The organism is Streptomyces sp. NBC_00876, assembly GCF_045207435.1.
In the GTDB taxonomy this organism is placed as follows: domain Bacteria; phylum Actinomycetota; class Actinomycetes; order Streptomycetales; family Streptomycetaceae; genus Streptomyces.
Genome location: NZ_CP108800.1, coordinates 7,813,691 through 7,831,732, shown reverse-complemented (window position 1 = coordinate 7,831,732; position 18,042 = coordinate 7,813,691). Strand labels below are relative to the sequence as shown.

Below are 18,042 nucleotides of genomic sequence, written 5' to 3'. Positions count from 1 at the left end.
ACGGAGTGCGGGGGTGGAGTGCCGTTCGCGGGGAGCGGGGAGCCCAGCGCTGGACGGCGGCGGGGCGGCGGCTGTCGCGGCTCACTCGCTGAGCGCCCTATTTGAGCAGTCGGGACAGCCGGCGGTCCGCCAGGGGTTTGCCGCCTGTCTGGCAGGTCGGGCAGTACTGGAGCGAGGAGTCGCTGAAGGACACCTCGCGGACGGTGTCCCCGCAGACCGGGCAGGCCTCGCCGGTGCGTCCGTGGACCCGCATCCCGCTCTTCTTCTCGGCCTTGAGCCGTCCTGCCGCCAGCCCGCTGGAGCGTGCGACGGCGTCGGCCAGCGTGGTGCGCAGAGCCGTGTGGAGCCGGGTGATCTCGTCGTCGGTGAGGTGTGCGGTGAGTTTGAACGGCGACATCTTCGCGACGTGCAGGATCTCGTCGCTGTAGGCGTTGCCGATACCGGCGATGAGCGACTGGTCGCGCAGGGCGCCCTTGATCTGGCGCCGTTCCCCGTCGAGCAGCGCGGCGAACGTGTCCCTGTCGAAGGACGGGGCGAGCGGGTCGGGCCCCAGGCGTGCCACCCCGGGGATCTCGGCCGGGTCGTGCACCAGGTGGACGGCGAGGCGTTTGGTGGTGCCGGCCTCGGTCAGGTCGAAGCCGTCGCCGCCGGTGAGGACGGTACGCAGGGCGAGGGGTCCCTTCCCCGGGCGTGGCGGGGTGGCGGGGAAGGTGTCCTTCCACTGGAGCCAGCCGGCCCGGGCGAGGTGGGTGACCAGGTGCAGCGGACCGACGGCGATGTCGAGGAACTTGCCGTGCCGCCGGACGCCGGTGACCGTACCCCCGTGCAGGGCGGTGAGCGGCGGGTCGTAGGTCTTCAGGACGCTGATGGCGAGCGGCAGGACGCGGTCGATCTCCTTGCCAGCCAGGTGGTCGTCGAGGAAGACCCGCAGGGCTTCGACTTCCGGCAGTTCGGGCATGGTTCCCAGCCTGCCGCAGGCTTCGCCGCGGCGCCTACCGAAGGCCGTACACGCGCCCGCCCGCGCGCCTACCGAAAGCCGTACACGCGCCCGCCCGCGCGCCTACCGAAGGCCGTACACGCGCTCGGCCGTGGTGGCGAGAACGGCGTCCCGCTCGTCGTCGGAGAGCCCGTCGAGGAGTGCGAGCGCGGACTCGACGACCTCGGTGTACGTCGCCGCGAGCCTGCACACCGGCCAGTCCGAGCCGAACAACAGCCGGCCGGGCCCGAACGCGTCGAGGACGGTGTCGGCGTAGGGGCGCAGACCGTCGACGGTCCAGGTGCGCACGTCGGCCTCGGTGACCAGGCCGGAGAGTTTGCACACGGTGTTGGGCAGGGCCGCGAGCGCCCGCACGTCACCGGCCCAGGGGTGCAGCTCCCCGGTGGCGACGGGCGGTTTGCCGGCGTGGTCGAGTACGAAGGTGAGCCCGGGCAGCAGTCCGGCGGCCCGGACGGCTGCGGGCAGCTGATGGGGCTGGACCAGCAGGTCGTAGACGAGTCCGGCGTCGGCGACGGCGGCCAGTCCGCGCAGGACGTCGGTGCGCAGCAGCCACTGCGGGTCGGGTTCGCCCTGGACCTGGTGGCGCAGCCCGACGAGCCGGTCGCCGCCGGGGAGCTCACGCAGTGCGGCCAGGGTGTCGGCGATGTCCGGCGCGGTGAGGTCGCTCCAGCCCACGACGCCGGCGACCAGATCGCTCCCGTCGGCGAGCGCGAGGAACTCGGGGGTCTCCGCCGCGACGGTCACGGTCTGGACGAGCACGGTCGCGCACACGCCGTTGGCGCGGGCCTCCGGCTCCAGGTCGGCAAGGGTGAAGTCGCGCCGCAGGGGCGCCAGTTCCTCGCCGGTGATCCACTCCTGGTCGCGTACCGAGAGGTCCCACACATGGTGGTGGGCGTCGACGATGCGGGGCCGGCCGGTCATCTCACAGCTCCCAGGCGACGGGGAGGCCCGCTTCGGCGCCGTCCGCGGAGTAGTCGTGTGCGACGTCGAGGAGTTCGTCCATCCTGGCCTGCCAGGCGACGTTGACGGGGAGCTGTTCCAGTTCGGCCAGGAGCCGGGCGTAGTCGTCGCACTCGATGACGTGGAACAGGTCGGTGCCGCTGCGCCAGATCGTCCAGGAGGTGGCGCCCGCCGCACGGATCGCGCGGGTCAGTTCGGCCGGGACCTCGCGGTGCGCGGCCTCGTACTCGGCTATGCGGTCCGCGCGGACCTTGGTGTGCAGGGCGATACGCATGTCAGAGTCCGTTCTCGGTCAGCAGGCCCTCGGCGCGCAGTTCGTCCCAGAGGGCGTCGGGGATCTCCCGGCGCAGCAGTGCGGCCGCGTCGCGCACCTCGTCGGCGGAGCGGGTGCCGACGAGCACACCGGCGACGGCCGGGTGGGTGAGCGGGTAGTGCAGCGCGGCGGCGCGCAGCGGGACGCCGTGCGCCTCGGTGACGGCCTTCAGGTGCAGGGCCCGGTCCAGGAGGTTCAGGGGTGCGGCGGCGTAGTCGTACGTCGCGCCGGGGCGCGGGTCGGCGAGGAGCCCGGAGTTGAAGACCCCGCCGACGACGACGCTGCGGCCGCGGGCGGCCGCGGCGGGCAGCAGGTCGTTCAGGGCGGACTGGTCGAGAAGGGTGTGGCGGCCGGCGCAGAGCACCACGTCGACGTCGGTCTCGACGACGAAGCGGGTGAGCATCGCGGTCTGGTTCATGCCGGCCCCGATGGCCCCGACGACCCCTTCGGCGCGCAGCTTCTCCAGTTCCGGGTAGGCCTCGCGGAAGGCGGCCTCCGCGTGGTCGTCCGGGTCGTGGAGGTAGACGATGTCGATGCGGTCGAGGCCGAGGCGGTCCAGGCTGTCCTCGATGCTGCGGCGGACACCGGCGGCGCTGAAGTCCCAGCGCCGACGGTGGGTGGTGCGTACGGCGAAGCCCTCGGAGAGCGATTCGGATGCGGCGGCCTCGCCGTCGGGCAGCGGGTCGAGCACCCGTCCGACCTTGGTGGACAGCACGTAGGCGTCGCGGGGCCGGTCGCGCAGGGCCTCGCCGAGCCGTCGTTCGGAGAGGCCCAGCCCGTAGTGCGGTGCGGTGTCGAAGTAGCGGACGCCCTCGTCCCAGGCCGCGTCGACGGCGGCCGCGGCCTGCGCCGGTTCCACGGCGCTGAAGAGATTGCCGATGGCAGCCGCCCCGAAGGACAGCTCGGTGACCTCGACCGCACTGTTTCCCAGCCTGTTGCGCCGCATGCTTCCGCCGCCCTCCCCGATGATCGCTTCCTGCACACAGCGAATATTCATCGGATCACTTCAGTGCGTCAACACCTGAGAGCTCATCAATTGCGGCAGAAACCCCGAGATCTGTCCGATCTATGGGGCGGATCGCCCTTGGACGCCGGATCCCGGACGGTCACGGCGCGGGCAGCAGCGCCAGCAGTGCGGCCACCTCGTCCTCGGCGCAGCGCCCCAGCCGTTCCAGATCCGGCAGCGCCTTGCCGTCGGCCACCAGCCCGATCTGGACCGTGGAGCCGTACGTGGTCAGGGCGACGGCCAGGGACTGGCCGCGGGCCAGCGGCGCCATCGGGTAGAGCGCCCGCAGCGGGCAGCCGCCGAGCGAGAGGGCCGAGCGCGGCAGCGGCACACTGGTGACCAGTACGTCGAAGAGCATCCGCGCGGCGTTCCCGGCCAGCGGAGCGCCGAAGCGGTGGGCCAGTGACGGCAGCTGATCGGCCAGTACGGCCACCGCTCCGGCCCCGCGCAGCGGCCCCGCGGACTTGTTGCGGTCCATGGCGCCGCGGACGGCCCGCAGCCGCTCCCAGGGGTCGGGTTCGGAGACGGGCAGGCCGAGCAGATAGGCGGAGAGCCTGTTGCCGGTGGCGGCCGTACCGCCGGGGCGGCGCCGGGAGACCGGGACCAGGGCGCGCGGATCGGCGCCGGGCAGGGGTTCACCGCGCTCCAGCATCCAGCGGCGCAGCGCGCCCGCGACGACCGCGAGCAGCACGTCGTTGCTCGTACCGCCCGCCGCCCGGCGGATCCGCTGCACCGAGGCGAGGTCGAGGTCGGCGGTGGCCAGGCGCCGGGTTCCGCTGGAGCTGGCGCTGAGGGCCGGCGCGCCGCGCAGATCCAGGCGGCTGGCGCGCACCAGGGAGGCCCCGACACCGAAGGCCCGGCCGAGGTCCTCGATCCGGCCGAGGGCGAGACCGGCGACCTGGCGCGGGCCCGGCATCCAGGAGCGCGGCGGCACGGGACGCGCCCGGCCGGCCGGCGCCCCGGGCCGGCCGCGGCCCGCGACCGAGGCGATCTCGTCGAAGATCCCGGCCCCGATGGCGACGGCGCGCATCCCGTCGGCGAGCGCGTGATGGAGCTTGACGAGCACGGCGAACGGGCCGTCGGGTGCGCCGCCGATGACGTACATCTGCCAGGGCGGCAGCCCCCGCCGCAACGGCTGCTCCATCAGCTCCCCGGCGAGCCGGGTGGCCCCCGCCATGAACGCGTCCTCGTCCCCCGCCGCCGCCTCGGGCAGCTGCACCTGCTTGACGTGCCGGTGGACGTCGAAGTCCTTGTCGGCCGACCAGGCCGCGCCGCCGACGGGCAGAAGCACGTCACGCACCCGCATGCGCAGCCGCGGGATCGCGGCGGCCCGGGTGCCGAGCAGTTCGAGGAGGGCTTGCGGGCCGGGAACCGGACCCGGGCCCGGGGAGAAGACGGCGAGCGCACCGAGGTGCATGGGGTGTGCATCGGACTCGAGGTGCCAGAAGGCCAGATCGAGAGGTGCCAGTAGCTCAGTGCCCAACGGGTCCTCATGTCATCGAAAACGAAGACTGACGGACTCGCAGTCAATCTCCCACAGTCGGTTACGGTCAAGTACAGACATGTTACGTTCTGTTACTTTCCAGTAGTGCTCAATCCCGGCACCAGAAAGCCGTCCGCACCGGATCAGCCACGTGGCGGAATGATGAATTCGCACCAGACGCACTTGCCGGTGCCCCGGGACTCGACGCCCCAGCCGTCCGCCAGCCGGTCGACGAGCATCAGTCCACGGCCGGAGACTCCCGACTCGCCCGCGTCCCGGCGGCGCGGCAGTGCGCTCGACCGGTCCTCGACATCCACCCGCAGCCGCCGCTCGGGCCCGGTGAGCACCCGGATGGTGACGATCGCGCCGCCGTCGGTGTGCATCAGCGCGTTGGTGGTCAGCTCGTCCGCGGCCAGTTCCACCTCGTCGGCCCGCTCCTTCGCACCCCACGCCCGCACCGCCGCACGGATCATGTGCCGCGCCGAACTGAGCGCCTCGGGGTCGTTCTGCCCCACGTGCTGCTGGAGGCGGCCGCCGGGCTGCGGGGCGTGCGCCGCCTTGCGGCGTAGCAGCAGCACCGCGACATCGTCCTCGCCGCCGCGCTCGTCGACCGATTCGCAGAGCCGGTCGGCCAGCTGCTGAAGACCCTGGGGGCCGTTCCTGATCATGGCCGTGAGCAGCTGCACGCCCTCGTCGAGGTCGGCCCCCGGCAGCTCCACCAGCCCGTCGGTGAACAGCACCATGGTCTGCCCGGGGTCCAGCTCGACCGTGCTGACCGGATACTCCAGCCGCCCGAACTCGGCGGAGAGCCCCAGCGGCAGCCCGCCCTCGACGGGCACCCTGTGGCAGCTCCCGTCGGCCTCCCGCATCACCGGGTCCACATGGCCCGCCCGGACCACCTGCACCACACCGGTGGTCAGGTCGGCCTCGGCGTAGGTGCAGGTCGCGAAGCGGTCGGTGTCGAGCTCGTGCAGGAAGACGGAGGCCCGCGCCATCACCGTGGCGGGGCTGTGCCCCTCGGCGGCGTAGGCCCGCAGCACGATGCGCAGCTGGCCCATGACGGCCGCCGCATGGGTGTCGTGCCCCTGGACGTCCCCGATGACGGCGCCGACCCGCCCGCCGGGGAGCGGGATGACGTCGTACCAGTCGCCGCCGATGTCCCGGCCGAGCCGCGCCGAGCGGTACCGCACGGCGATCTGGGCGCCGGGCACGTCCGGGATCCGGCGCGGCAGCATGGCCTGCTGGAGCCCCTGGGCGAGGTCGTGCTCCTGCTCGTACAGCATGGCGCGCTGGAGGCTCTGCGCGATGGAGCTGCCGAGGGCGACCAGCAGATTGCGCTCGTCACCCGTGAATCCGTCCTTGTCGCTGTAGAGCAGGCCCAGCGCGCCGATGGGGCGGGCTTGCGCGATCAGCGGCAGATAGGCGGCGGAGGTGATGCCCAGGTGGCTGATGTGCGGCCACAGGACCGGGTACGACTCGGCGAAATCCGCGGCCGACTCGATGAAGCGGGGAGCGAGCGTGCGGACGACCTCGCTCATCGGGTACTGCTCGTCCGTCCGGGTGTAGCGCGTACCGGGCACGAAGGCACCGTCGGGCCCGTCGGCCACCAGGTGGATGCGCCCGGCCTCGATCAGCCCCATGACCAGGCTGGTCGCCCCCAGGTGGGCCAGCCCCTGGGAGTTCTTGAGCACGGCGATGACGTCCTTGACGGTACGGGCGTGGGCCAGCGCGGCCGTGGTGCCCTCCACCAGGCTGGTGCGGCGACGCCGCTCCTCGTCCAGTTCGTGGCGGGCGGTGGAGTCGGCCAGTTCCTGGGTGGCGTCGCGGACGATGCCGATGATGCGGCGCGGACGCCCGGTGGCGTCGCGCCGGACGAAGCCCTGCGTGTGCGTCCAGCGCAGCGTTCCGTCACGCCGCTGCATGCGGAAGTACGCGCCGTACTCGTTGAGGCCGCCCTTGAGCGCCTGCGCGACCATGGCGTCCAGACGCACGCCCTCGTCGGTCGGCACCCGCGCCCCGAGCGTCTCCGGCCGGTTGTCGTACTCGTCGTCCCTCAGGTCGAACACGTCGAGGGCCGCCCGGTCCATGTACATGAGGCCACTGTCGAGGTCCCAGTCGAAGCTGCCCATACGGTTCAGGGCGAGACTGAGGTCCGGGTGGGCGGGCCAGTCGTCCGGGAGTGACAGGGCACCCGCTACCCGATCATCCATGTGGGCAACTCTGCCACCATTTGTCCGATTCTTCGAATGAACCGTCCATCAGGTGAACGTGCGATAGGACACATTTCCGGAGTGCTCCGCAGGGCCGTTTCCCAAGGATTTTCCAGGACCGGCAAAGGTACGGGGCGCCGGATATCGCCGCAGACCACCGCCCCGCTCAGAAACCGGGCGGGGACAGCGGCTAACGTGTGCGTCGGGGTGGAGTAAGCCAAGCCTTACCGCGGCCCGCCCCGCTCCTGCTCGCCCGTTCTAAGGAACAGCCCTCCATGACACGCCCCGTCCGCGTCGCCATCGTCGGAGCCGGTCCCGCCGGCATCTACGCAGCGGACGCGCTGCTCAAATCCGACGCCGCCGCCGACCCGGGTGTCTCCATCGACCTGTTCGAGCGGATGCCCGCCCCCTTCGGCCTGATCCGTTACGGCGTGGCCCCCGACCACCCGCGGATCAAGGGCATCGTGCAGGCGCTGCACCAGGTCCTGGACAAGCCGCAGCTGCGGCTGTTCGGGAACGTCGACTACCCCAACGACCTCGGCCTGGACGAGCTGCGGAACTTCTACGACGCCGTGATCTTCTCCACCGGCGCCGACGCGGACCGCGCGCTGGACATCCCCGGCAGCGAGCTGGACGGCTCGCACGGCGCCGCCGACTTCGTCTCCTGGTACGACGGCCACCCCGACGTGGCGCGCACCTGGCCCCTGGAGGCCGAGAAGGTCGCCGTGCTGGGTGTCGGCAACGTGGCCCTGGACGTGGCCCGCATCCTCGCCAAGACCGCCGACGAGCTGCTGCCGACCGAGATCCCCGCCAACGTCTACGACGGCCTGAAGGCCAACAAGGCGCTGGAGGTGCACGTCTTCGGGCGGCGCGGACCGGCTCAGGCCAAGTTCAGCCCGATGGAGCTGCGGGAACTGGACCACTCGCCGAACATCGAGGTCATCGTCAACCCCGAGGACATCGACTACGACGCGGGCTCGATCGAGACCCGTCGCGGCAACAAGCAGGCCAACATGGTCGCCTCCACGCTGGAGAACTGGGCGATCCGCGACGTCGGCGACCGGCCGCACAAGCTCTTCCTGCACTTCTTCGAGTCCCCCGTGGAGATCCTCGGCGAGGACGGCCGGGTCGCCGGACTGCGTACCGAGCGCACCGAGCTGGACGGCACCGGCAACGTCAAGGGCACCGGCAGCTTCACCGACTGGGACGTGCAGAGCGTCTACCGCGCGGTCGGCTACTACTCCCAGGAACTGCCCAAGCTCCCCTTCGACGTCGCGTCCGGCACGGTTCCGCACGCCGCCGGGCGGGTCCTGGCCGGCGGGGAGCCGATGGAGTCGGTGTACGTCACCGGCTGGATCAAGCGGGGACCGATCGGTCTGATCGGCCACACCAAGGGCGATGCCAACGAGACGGTCGCCTGCCTGCTGGAGGACCACACCGCCGGCCGGCTGCCCGCGCCGGCGCAGCCCGACCCGGCCGCCGTCACCGAGTTCCTGGAGGCCCGCGGCGTGCGCTACACCACCCGCGAGGGCTGGTACCGCCTGGACGCGCACGAGCGCGCCCTGGGTGAGGCGCAGGGCCGCGAGCGGGTCAAGGTCGTGGAGCGCGACGCCATGCTGGACGCCTCCGAGCCCGGCAACTGACACGACGGCGACGGCCCCGGAGAGCCCCCTGCGCGGGGGTCCTCCGGGGCCGTCGCCCTTGCGTACGCGGCATCAGCGGCCCTGGAGCGCCTTCACGTTGTCGCCGAAGGTCCAGCCCTTGGACCCGTCCCAGTTCAGCGACCAGGTCATCAGGCCCTTGAGGCTGCTGCCGTAGTGGTTCCAGGCCTGCGAGACGAGTCCCGGCGCCATGTAGCCGCCACCGGCGCCCGGCTGCGCCGGCAGACCCGGGACCTGCTTGTCGTACGGCACCTTGATCGTGGTGCCCTGGATGACGAGCCCCTTGTCCAGACAGTCCGTCTGCGCGGTGAAGCCCGCGACCGTGCCCGCGGAGTACGAGTCGCCCGAGCAGCCGTACATGCTGCCGTTGTAGTACTGCATGTTCAGCCACCAGAGCCGGCCGTTGTCCGCGTACTTCTTCACGATCGGCAGGTACGCGCCCCAGATCGAGCCGTACGTGATGCTGCCGCCGGTGACGTAGGCCGTCTCCGGTGCCATCGTCAGGCCGAAGTTGGACGGCATCTGCGCGAGGACGCCGTCGATGATGCGGATCAGGTTGGCCTGCGAGGCGGAGAGCTGGTTGATGTTGCCGCTGCCGGTCAGGCCGGTCTCGATGTCGATGTCGATGCCGTCGAAGTTGTACTTCTTCAGAATCGGCACCACCGTCGAGACGAAGCGGTCGGCGACCGCGCTGGAGCTGAGGTCGATCCCGGCGGCCGCACCGCCGATCGACATCAGGGTGGTGAGCCCGGACGCCTTCGCCTGGCACATCTCGGCCGGCGTCGGGACCTTGACGGTCGAGTCCATCCCGTCCTCCCACAGCACGGTGCCGTCGGAGAGGATGACCGGGAAGGCCGCGTTGATCACGTTGTAGCCGTGCTGCGGGATACGGCTGTCGGTGACCGGGATCCAGCCCAGCGGCGGGTGCACACCGTTGGACGCGCCGTCCCAGTTCTCCCAGTAGCCCTGGAGCACCTTGCCCGTCGGCTTCGACTTGACCGCGCAGGTGTCGTCCTGCGCCGAGCTCGGCGTCGCCGCGACCAGCATCTGTACGATGCACGCCGCCGCGAGGCCCGCTCCCAGCAGACGTGATGTCCGACCGAACATGCCCGGTTCCCTTCGTGGGGTGGATACCAGAGCAGCCATGAACGCCATGCCCCTGACAATCGGGGAGGAGCAGGCCGGCTGCGATGCGGCACACGCTAAGGAGGTCCAGACCTTTCGTCAATAGGTCTGGACCATCGGCGGACGCAGGCTCCGGTGCGACGGCACACCGGAGCGCTGCGCTCAGATGGCCGTCTGCGGCTCGTCCGTCATGAGCGGTACCAGGTCCTGCGGCGGATCGTCCGGGTCGACGGGGGTGCCGGTCGGCTCATCGGTCGGAAGCTCCGGGAAGGGCTCCGGGTACTGGTCGGTGGGCTCGTCGGACGGCACACCGGTCGGCGTGGGGCAGTTCGTCGGCGGCCGCGCCGGCGCACCGGCCGGCTCCCGCGTCGCCGCCACGGCCTCGCCGGGCGACGTCGGCCCGGCGGAGGTCGGACAGTCCCCGGGCTCGGGGGTCTCGCGCGTCGGCGACGGATCCACCGGCTTCTTCGACTTCTCCGGCTCTCCCGGGCCCTTCGACCTCTCCGGCCTGCCGGGTTCCGCCGGCTCCTTCGGCCCCGTCGAGGGCGCGTCGGGCAGCGGCCCGGTGATATCGGTGCCGGGACCGTAGGGCGGCGGCACCTCGGGGGTCCGGTCCCGCGCGCCCTCGTCGCCGGACGGGCGCTCGATCCAGACGCCCTGCTCCACGTCCACGATGACCAGGTCCGTCACCGCCTTCGCGGCCGGCTCGACGACGACGATCCGCGCCGGGTCGTAGCCGTCCCACTTCGCGCCCACGCCGGCCACCGCGCCCCCCGCGACAGCGGGCCGGCCCAGCGGGTTGCCGCAGGCGCAGCGGACGCGCGGGAGTCCGCGGGTGTCCACCATCACCGAGGTGCCCGCCTGGAGCACGGACTCGAACGCGGTGACGGACCCCGCGCGGAAGCCGTGGTTGGCGACCAGGGTGTCGGCGCGCAGCACGACGGGTGTCAGGCCGCGCAGAAAGTCCGGGACCGCCGCACGGGCCACACCCGCGGCGTGCGCGAAGGCAGCCTCCCGGGCCGGGTCGGCGGCCAGGAGGCGGATCTGCTGCGTGACGTCGCAGGAGGAGACGGAGCGGGTGCCCCCGTAGAGACCCGGGGTCGATCCGGGCAGGGCGTGCGGGGCCTCGCCACCGCCGACGGACGACGGGGACGCGGGTGGGCCCGTCACGTCCGGCGTCGCACCGGACGGCTTCGCCGTCGACCCGGTGAAGGGGTCGGGTCCCTGCGCGGCGGCCGGCACGAGAAGCACGTCCCCGGCGCCGGCCGTTCCCCTGGTGCCGCTGCCGCCGCCCGAGGTCTCCCGCGCGCAGCCCGCGACGACGAGGATGCCTGCGGACAGCACGGCGAGCGAGGCCCGGCGCCAAGGTATGGACGAGTGCACGAAGAGGTCTCCTGCCTGGTCACCGGCGCGGAACAGTCCCCTCATGTCTGCCGCAGTTCCCTCTCTCCCGCAAGTCGGCGCCACACGGCGGGCGCAGGGCTCCGGAAGGCCGGACGACCACCGCCTTGAACGTGTTCAAGAAAGCCTCTAGAGTCAGCCCGACAACACTTGAACGTGTTCAAGGCGGGGGTTGGGCCATGTCGGTCCTGGTGGGTCTGATCGTGATGCTGGGGATGCTGGTGATCGTGCCCGCCGGACTGCGACTGGCCGACGCACCGGACCTGGACCGGATGGCGCGGCTGTGGCCGGTCTTCGCCGTGCCGGGGGCCGTCGCCCTCTGGCTGCCGCGCGGACCGGCCGCCACCGCCCTGGCCCTCTGCTACGGCCTCGGCACCGCGCTCCTCGCCCTGCACATCCTGCCCCGGCTCCTCAGGCGCCCCGCTCCCCTGCGCTCCTCCCGGACGGCGCCCGCCGGGATCGCACTGCTCACCGCGCTGGTGACGCCGTCGGTCGCCGCCGCCGCGCTGGTCGCCGAGCGTTCGGGGCATCCCCTGTTCGGTTTCGGCCTCGGGATCCTGGCGCTGACCGTGCCGCACTTCCACTTCGCCGGATTCGCCGCGGCCCTGGTCTCGGGGCTGGTCGGCCGCGTGGCCGGCAGCGCGGCGGGCCGGTTCGCGGCACTGAGCGTGCCACTGGGGACCTTCCTCGTCCTGCTCGGCTACTTCATCGGCGACTGGGCCGAACTGGCCGGGGCCGTCGTGCTGACGGCCGGGATGTGGACCGTCGCCCTCCTGACCTGGAACACGGTCCTGCCCACCGCCCGCGACCGGGCCACCCGGCTGCTGCTCGGCACCTCGGCCGCCGTGCTCGCGGTGACCATGGTGCTCGCCCTGTGCTGGGCCCTGGGCGAGGCCACCGGCCTGCCGCACCCCGGCCTGGCCTGGATGGCCGCCACCCACGGCGTGGGAAACGCCCTGGGCTTCGCTCTCTGCTCGGTGCTCGCCTGGAAGCGCCTGAGCCGCCCCACCACCCACGAAGGAAGGCCCGCATGAGCACCGTCACCTATCCCGAGGTGGGCGCCACCCGCCTCGGCCCGCTCCCCGACGGCTACCACCACCTGCACCACCGCACCCGGATCGGCCACGGCCGCGCCGACTTCGAGGCCGCGGGTGCCGCGATCACCGAGTTCCGCATGCACCGCGTCTCCGGGGCCGGGGTGGAGGCGTCGGCACGGCGCGCCGAGGCCGGTGGGGCCGTTCGGGTGTCGCTGGGGGCCGGCCTGTTCCGGTTCACCGCACCCTGCCGGGTCATCTGGGCCGAGTACGGTCCCGAGCGCATCGGATTCGCCTACGGAACCCTGCCCCGGCACCCCGAGTGCGGCGAGGAGTGCTTCGTGGCGGAGCTGGCGGACGACGGAACGGTGTCGTTCACCGTCATGGCGTTCAGCCGGCCGGCCCGCTGGTACGCGCGGCTCGCAGGGCCGCTCGTACCGGTGGCTCAGCGGTGGTACGCGCGCAGGCTCGGCAGCGCACTGCGCCGGATCGTCGCGGAGGGACACGAACACCGCGGCTGAGACGCCGGGGAGGGCCGGCGGGCCGATACTGGAGGCAATGGACTGGTTCAACGCAGACGGGTACTGGCTCGGCCGGCTGATCTTCCAGAAGGCCCTCGCCGTCATCTATCTGACCGCCTTCCTCACCGCCGCGCTCCAGTTCCGGGCGCTGATCGGCGAACGCGGCATGCTGCCGGCCCCGGACCTGCTGCGGCGCACGGACTGGCGCACCGCCCCCGGGCTCTTCCGCCTCCACTTCTCCGACCGGTTCTTCGCCCTGGTCGCGTGGACGGGCTGCGCGATCGCCGTCGCACTGATCGCGGGCGTGGACAACCGGGTGCCGCTGTGGGCGGCGATGGCTTTGTGGGCCGTGCCGTGGGTGCTGTATCTGTCGATCGTGCAGGTCGGCGACACCTGGTACGGATTCGGCTGGGAGTCGCTGCTCCTGGAGACCGGCTTCCTCGCCGTCTTCCTCGGCAACGCGGACACGGCGCCGCCGGTGCTCGTGCTGTGGCTGCTGCGCTGGGTGCTCTTCCGGGTGGAGTTCGGCGCCGGACTGATCAAGATCCGCGGCGACGCGTGCTGGCGCAAGCTCACGTGCCTGTACTTCCATCACGAGACCCAGCCGATGCCCGGTCCGCTGAGCTGGTTCTTCCACCGCCTCCCCCGGCCCCTGCACCGGGCCGAGGTGGCCGCCAACCATGTGGTCCAACTCCTCGTCCCGGTCCTGCTCTTCACCCCGCAGCCGGTGGCGGGCATCGCGGCGGGCCTGATGGTCCTCACCCAGCTGTGGCTGGTGCTGTCGGGGAACTTCGCCTGGCTCAACTGGCTGACGATCGCGCTCGCCCTGTCGGCCGTCGACTGGTCCCTGGTCGCCGGACCGCCCGCGCAGTCCGCCGCGCCCCTCTGGTACGAGGTGGTGGTCATGGCCGTCACCGCCCTGGTCCTGTTCCTCAGTTACCGCCCGGCCCGCAACCTCGTCTCGCGCCGGCAGGTGATGAACCGCTCCTTCGATCCGCTGCACCTGGTCAACACGTACGGGGCGTTCGGGAGCATCAGCCGGGTCCGGCTTGAGGTGGTGGTCGAGGGCACCGGTGAGCGGGTCCTCCACCCGGGCACGGTCTGGAAGGAGTACGGCTTCCGCGGCAAGCCGGGCGATCCGCGCCGGCTGCCGCGTCAGTTCGCCCCGTACCACCTGCGGCTCGACTGGATGATGTGGTTCGCGGCGCTCTCGCCCTCGTACTCCCGCCCCTGGTTCGGGCCGTTCGTGCAGCGGCTGCTGGAGAACGACCGGGACACCCTGCGGCTGCTGCGGGACAACCCGTTCCCCGGCGCCCCGCCCGCGCACGTCCGCGCCAGGGTGTACCGCTACCGGTACACGACCTGGCGCGAACTGCGGGACACCGGGTGCTGGTGGCACCGCACCTACGTACGGGAGTTCATGCGCCCGGCACCGGGCCCCTCCCCCGTCAGCCCGACCAGGCGATCTTGAACACCCAGGCGTGCCGGCCGGCCTCGCGGGCCGCTGCCGGCACGTCGATCACCAGCGAGCCGCCCGTGGTGCGCCAGGTGAGCGGCCGGTCGTGGCCGAGCAGGGTGATCCGGTCCCCGCCGCGGACCGGCACCGGGGCCCCGACGGTCAGGGTGGCGCCTGGCCTGGCCAGGGAGTGGATGTAGAACGCCTTGTCGGGCCGGACGGTGAACCGCAGGTCCTCGCCCAGTTGCGGCATCCGCGACCAGTACGTGGTGCCGTAGACCGCCTCCCCGTTGGTCTTCAGCCACTGGCCCGTCTCGCGCAGCCGGCGCTGCATGATGTCAGGGATGGTGCCGTCGGCCTTCGGTCCGATGTCGAGCAGGAAGTTGCCGTTCTTGGAGACGATGTCGACGAGGGAGTGCACGATCTCCTCGGCCGTCATGTACTTCTCGTCCGGCGTCTGGGCGTTGTAGCCGTAGCTGTACGGGTCGAGGCCGCGGCTGGATTCCCACTTGGCGGTGACGATCCGGTCGTACGTCGTGTACTCGGGCGTCGTGAAGTCGTGCGACTCGATCCCGGAGCGGTCGTTGACCGTGACGTCGAGGGGACGGGCCCGGTTCTTGGCCCGGTTGAAGTACTCGGCGAGCACCCGGTGGCTGTCGTTGTCGCCGCCGATGTCGCACCAGATGATCTCGGGGTCGTACCCCTCGATCAGCTCCAGCATCTGCGGTCCCTGGAACTCGGTGACGTAGTCCCTGCCCGCCGTGTGGCCGGTGTACGGGACGGGCTCCAGGGTGTACGGATTGCGCGGGGCGTGCCCCATCCACGGATGGTCCGGGTTGAACCACTCGGGCATGGAGAAGTACAGCCCGCGGTGGAGTTCGGGGGCGTAGCGCCGCGAGGCCTCGAAGAGTTCCTTGATCACATCGCGCTTGGGGCCCATCTTCACCGAGTTGCGGTCGGAGAGCTTGGTGTCCCAGAGCGCGAAGCCCTCATGGTGCTTCGAGGTCAGGACGTGGTACTGCGCGCCTGCGTCCCGGAACAGCTCCACCCAGGAGCGGGGGTCGAAGCGTTCGGCGCGGAACTGCGGGATGAAGTCGTCGTAGGCGAAGGACTCGCCGTAGGTGTCGCGGTGGTGGGCGTGGGTGGGGTTGCCGGGGTCCTGCATCTGGTTCCAGTACCACTCGGCGTACTGCGTGCCGACCGGCGCCCAGGCCGGGACGGAGTAGATGCCCCAGTGGATGAAGATCCCGAACTTCGCGTCCTGGAACCAGTACGGCGCCTGGTGGCTGGAGAGGGACTCGTCCGTCGGCGTGTAGTCGGGTACGCCGAGGGTGAGCGAGCGCCGGACCGTCGCCGCCCGCTGCCCGCGGCCGTCGGCGACCACGCTGCCGTCCTGGGCGGTGCCGGGCGAGGTGCCCGGTCTGTTGCGGATCCCGATGCGGACGCGGGCCTGGTCGCCGGGGGCGAGCCGGGTGATGCGGGCGGGTGCGACGGTACGCGCGCCTGGCACGTCCACCGAGAGGGTCAGGCCGTCGGCGGCGAGGATGCCCACGGTGCCCGCGTTGACGACGGTGGCCTCGACGCTCTGCGCGCCGTGGTCCAGCAGCGAGGTGGTGGAGTGGGCGTCGCGCACGGCCAGCGCCCGTCCCTCGGCGGCGGGCTGGAGGGAGAGGGCGAACATGTGCAGGCTCGGCCTGTCCGCCTCGGCCGGCCCCGTGGTGGGAAGCGTCAGTGCGACGGCCTCGCGCGTCGGGTCCAGCGCGATCTCGGACACGGCGATGGAGACCGGGTGCGGGTCCTTCGCCCCGTCGGGGCCGTAGCGGTACGCGGACGTCAGGGCGCCGCTGCCGGAGTACCAGTCGGGTCCGCCGAGCGCCTGGGCCGAGGTGGTGCCGTCGGCGTAGTGCACGGTGGCCTGGCCGGAGGCGGCCCCGTAGCTGCACGAGGTGAGGAAGAGCGCGGCGAGGTAGCGCCCCGCCGGGATGCCGATGCGCTGCCCGAGGGCGACGACGTTGTTCCCTGCGCCCGCGCCGGCTGCCGGGAAGCGGAATACGGCGCCGGCTATCTCGCGGTCGCCCGCGGGGAGTTCCTCGCCGGGGAAGGTGTAGCCGGAGCCGTCGAAGTCGCCGCCACGGGCGTCGGCGGTGTCGATGCCGTCATTGTCGAACCAGTCGTCCAGCGGGACGGGGACGGCCGGGGGTACGGCCCCCCAGTCACCGCTGCGAAGCGTCTCGGGGTCGGGGGCGGCTCCGGTTCGCGGAGCCGCTTCGGCGGTGGCGGGGGTGAGCAGGGCGGCGCCGACTGCCACCCCTGCCGTCATTCCGAGTACATGGCGCCTGGGAAGTTCGGTCATGACGTCCGATGATTGGAGCGCGACGCGAACCTGTCAATGCAATCTTCCAGACAGAACGAAACTCCTCCCCCGTATCCATCGGATGACTGACGGGAGAAACCGGTACGGGCCGGACGTCGGACGCCCGGCCCACGCCGGTCCGGCTACCGGTCGCCCTCGCGTGCCCGCAGCAACGTGCTGATCTGCTTGACGAGTTCGTCGTCGCTGGTCACCCGCTCACCGGAGACCAGTGCGCCCAGGCGCTCGGCGGTCTGGAAGTCGTACACGCGCTCCTGCTCCTCGCCGGGAACATGGCCGTACTCCTCCTTCGCCCGGAAGCCGACGGTGAGGTCCACGGCCTTGGCGATGATCCAGGTGAGGATGAACGAGAAGGCGATCACGGAGACGATGGCGACGAGCTGCTTGCCGAGCAGGCCCCAGCCGCCGCCGTAGAAGAGACCTTCCTTGCCGCTGACGCGTGCGGTGGCGAAGAGCCCGACCATGACCAGACCGATCAGGCCGCCGACACCGTGCACGCCGACCACGTCGAGCGTGTCGTCCACGTTGAACCGGAACTTGAGCGTGATCGCGAAGGCGCACACCGCACCGACGACGAGACCGGTGATGACCGCGCCGAGCGTGTTGATCTCACCGCAGGCCGGGGTGATGGCGACCATGCCCGCGACGGCGGACGAGACGACGCCCATCGTGGTGACCTTGCCGGTGCGCCACTTCTCCACCAGCGGCCAGGTGACCATGGCGCCGGCGGCCCCGAGCTGGGTGTTGATGAAGGCCGCCGCGGCGGTGCCCTGGTCGCTCAGCGCGGAACCGGAGTTGAAGCCGAACCAGCCGAACCAGAGCAGCCCGACCCCGATGACCACGAGCGGAATGTTGTTGGGCCGCTCCTCGCGGCGGGCGAAGTCGCGCGGCGCCCGGAGCACGAGGGCGACCGCGAGGCCGGCGACACCGGAGTTGAGCTCCACCGGGAGACCGCCGGCGAAGTCGAGGGCGCCGAGGTGCTTCACGATCCAGCCGTCCGGATCGAACACCCAGTGTGCGATGGGGATGTAGACGATCAGCAGCCACAGCACGACGAAGACGAGCCAGCCCCTCATCGTCGCGCGGTCCGCGATCGAACCGCTGATCAGCGCCACCGTGATGATGGCGAAGCCCATCTGGAAGGTGCTGTAGACGTAGGTCGGGATCGCGCCGGTCAGTGTGTTCAGCTCGATGCCGCGCATGAACACGTGATCGAGGTTCCCGATGATTCCGGCGCCGCCGACATCCGGACCGAACGCCAGGGTGTACCCGATGACCCACCAGAGGAGCGTGCCGAAGGCCAGCGCGGCAAAGCTCATCTTGATCATCATGAGCACGTGTCTGGTACGCACCATGCCGCCGTAGAAGAACGCGAGGCCGGGCGTCATCAGCAGCACCATGGCGGTGGAGGCGAGCAGCCAGGCGGTGTCCCCTGAGTCGTACGCGGCCGGCATCGGCGCGGGAGCGGTATTCATCGGCGGATCCTCGTGGGGGTCGATGGGGA

Annotated in this window: 14 protein-coding genes; 4 read left to right on the top strand and 10 right to left on the bottom strand. The window is 71.6% G+C overall.

From position 1 onward, the window contains the following. Positions 1-97: 97 nt before the first annotated feature. From OG782_RS34210 to OG782_RS34185, 6 genes are all read right to left on the bottom strand, one after another. Positions 98-958 (bottom strand): Fpg/Nei family DNA glycosylase, encoded by an 861-nt coding sequence (locus tag OG782_RS34210; RefSeq protein ID WP_406457746.1) that lies wholly within the window; start codon positions 956-958, stop codon positions 98-100. 102 nt (positions 959-1,060) lie between these two features. Further along, positions 1,061-1,918 carry an amidohydrolase family protein gene (locus OG782_RS34205; protein WP_406457745.1) on the bottom strand — a complete coding sequence of 286 codons (858 nt, stop codon included), beginning with the start codon at positions 1,916-1,918 and terminating at the stop codon, positions 1,061-1,063. Between the two features lies 1 nt (position 1,919). Next, positions 1,920-2,231: an L-rhamnose mutarotase gene (locus tag OG782_RS34200; RefSeq protein ID WP_406457743.1), complete on the bottom strand. Its 312-nt coding sequence runs from the start codon at positions 2,229-2,231 to the stop codon at positions 1,920-1,922. Between the two features lies 1 nt (position 2,232). Next, complete coding sequence (locus OG782_RS34195; RefSeq protein WP_406459430.1) at positions 2,233-3,216, bottom strand: aldo/keto reductase; 984 nt, start codon at positions 3,214-3,216, stop codon at positions 2,233-2,235. A 160-nt stretch (positions 3,217-3,376) separates the two neighbouring features. Further along, a complete protein-coding gene (locus tag OG782_RS34190; protein WP_406457741.1) occupies positions 3,377-4,759 on the bottom strand; it encodes a wax ester/triacylglycerol synthase family O-acyltransferase in 1,383 nt (460 codons plus the stop codon). A 143-nt stretch (positions 4,760-4,902) separates the two neighbouring features. Beyond that, positions 4,903-6,969: a SpoIIE family protein phosphatase gene (locus tag OG782_RS34185; protein ID WP_406457739.1), complete on the bottom strand. Its 2,067-nt coding sequence runs from the start codon at positions 6,967-6,969 to the stop codon at positions 4,903-4,905. A 275-nt stretch (positions 6,970-7,244) separates the two neighbouring features. Here OG782_RS34185 and OG782_RS34180 point away from each other — a divergent pair, with 275 nt between their 5' ends. Next, positions 7,245-8,612 carry an FAD-dependent oxidoreductase gene (locus OG782_RS34180; protein WP_406457737.1) on the top strand — a complete coding sequence of 456 codons (1,368 nt, stop codon included), beginning with the start codon at positions 7,245-7,247 and terminating at the stop codon, positions 8,610-8,612. Between the two features lie 72 nt (positions 8,613-8,684). Here OG782_RS34180 and OG782_RS34175 read toward each other — a convergent pair whose 3' ends face one another. Beyond that, complete coding sequence (locus tag OG782_RS34175; RefSeq protein WP_406457735.1) at positions 8,685-9,737, bottom strand: chitinase; 1,053 nt, start codon at positions 9,735-9,737, stop codon at positions 8,685-8,687. 180 nt (positions 9,738-9,917) lie between these two features. Next, positions 9,918-11,183 carry a DUF6777 domain-containing protein gene (locus OG782_RS34170; RefSeq protein WP_406457733.1) on the bottom strand — a complete coding sequence of 422 codons (1,266 nt, stop codon included), beginning with the start codon at positions 11,181-11,183 and terminating at the stop codon, positions 9,918-9,920. Between the two features lie 152 nt (positions 11,184-11,335). Between OG782_RS34170 and OG782_RS34165 the strand changes: the two genes are divergently transcribed. From OG782_RS34165 to OG782_RS34155, 3 genes are read left to right on the top strand one after another with little or no spacing between them, the layout of a single operon-like run. Continuing rightward, a complete protein-coding gene (locus OG782_RS34165; RefSeq protein ID WP_406457731.1) occupies positions 11,336-12,190 on the top strand; it encodes a YndJ family protein in 855 nt (284 codons plus the stop codon). Further along, positions 12,187-12,711 carry a DUF1990 family protein gene (locus OG782_RS34160; protein ID WP_406457729.1) on the top strand — a complete coding sequence of 175 codons (525 nt, stop codon included), beginning with the start codon at positions 12,187-12,189 and terminating at the stop codon, positions 12,709-12,711. The genes OG782_RS34165 and OG782_RS34160 overlap by 4 nt, the downstream gene beginning before the upstream one ends. A 37-nt stretch (positions 12,712-12,748) precedes the next feature. After that, entirely contained in the window at positions 12,749-14,182 is a 1,434-nt protein-coding gene (locus OG782_RS34155; RefSeq protein ID WP_406457727.1) for a lipase maturation factor family protein, read from the top strand. Here OG782_RS34155 and OG782_RS34150 read toward each other — a convergent pair. Then, a complete protein-coding gene (locus OG782_RS34150; protein ID WP_406457725.1) occupies positions 14,160-16,520 on the bottom strand; it encodes an alpha-L-fucosidase in 2,361 nt (786 codons plus the stop codon). The genes OG782_RS34155 and OG782_RS34150 overlap by 23 nt on opposite strands. 143 nt (positions 16,521-16,663) lie before the next feature. Beyond that, complete coding sequence (locus OG782_RS34145) at positions 16,664-18,013, bottom strand: ammonium transporter (protein ID WP_406457723.1); 1,350 nt, start codon at positions 18,011-18,013, stop codon at positions 16,664-16,666. Between the last annotated feature and the right edge of the window lie 29 nt (positions 18,014-18,042).

Coding starts and splice junctions, on each gene's coding strand:
- OG782_RS34210 (WP_406457746.1), bottom strand. CDS start 958: ATGCCCGAACTGCCGGAAGTCGAAGCCCTGCGGGTCTTCCTCGACGAC.
- OG782_RS34205 (WP_406457745.1), bottom strand. CDS start 1,918: ATGACCGGCCGGCCCCGCATCGTCGACGCCCACCACCATGTGTGGGAC.
- OG782_RS34200 (WP_406457743.1), bottom strand. CDS start 2,231: ATGCGTATCGCCCTGCACACCAAGGTCCGCGCGGACCGCATAGCCGAG.
- OG782_RS34195 (WP_406459430.1), bottom strand. CDS start 3,216: ATGCGGCGCAACAGGCTGGGAAACAGTGCGGTCGAGGTCACCGAGCTG.
- OG782_RS34185 (WP_406457739.1), bottom strand. CDS start 6,969: ATGGATGATCGGGTAGCGGGTGCCCTGTCACTCCCGGACGACTGGCCC.
- OG782_RS34180 (WP_406457737.1), top strand. CDS start 7,245: ATGACACGCCCCGTCCGCGTCGCCATCGTCGGAGCCGGTCCCGCCGGC.
- OG782_RS34175 (WP_406457735.1), bottom strand. CDS start 9,737: ATGTTCGGTCGGACATCACGTCTGCTGGGAGCGGGCCTCGCGGCGGCG.
- OG782_RS34170 (WP_406457733.1), bottom strand. CDS start 11,183: ATGAGGGGACTGTTCCGCGCCGGTGACCAGGCAGGAGACCTCTTCGTG.
- OG782_RS34165 (WP_406457731.1), top strand. CDS start 11,336: ATGTCGGTCCTGGTGGGTCTGATCGTGATGCTGGGGATGCTGGTGATC.
- OG782_RS34160 (WP_406457729.1), top strand. CDS start 12,187: ATGAGCACCGTCACCTATCCCGAGGTGGGCGCCACCCGCCTCGGCCCG.
- OG782_RS34155 (WP_406457727.1), top strand. CDS start 12,749: ATGGACTGGTTCAACGCAGACGGGTACTGGCTCGGCCGGCTGATCTTC.
- OG782_RS34150 (WP_406457725.1), bottom strand. CDS start 16,520: ATGACCGAACTTCCCAGGCGCCATGTACTCGGAATGACGGCAGGGGTG.
- OG782_RS34145 (WP_406457723.1), bottom strand. CDS start 18,013: ATGAATACCGCTCCCGCGCCGATGCCGGCCGCGTACGACTCAGGGGAC.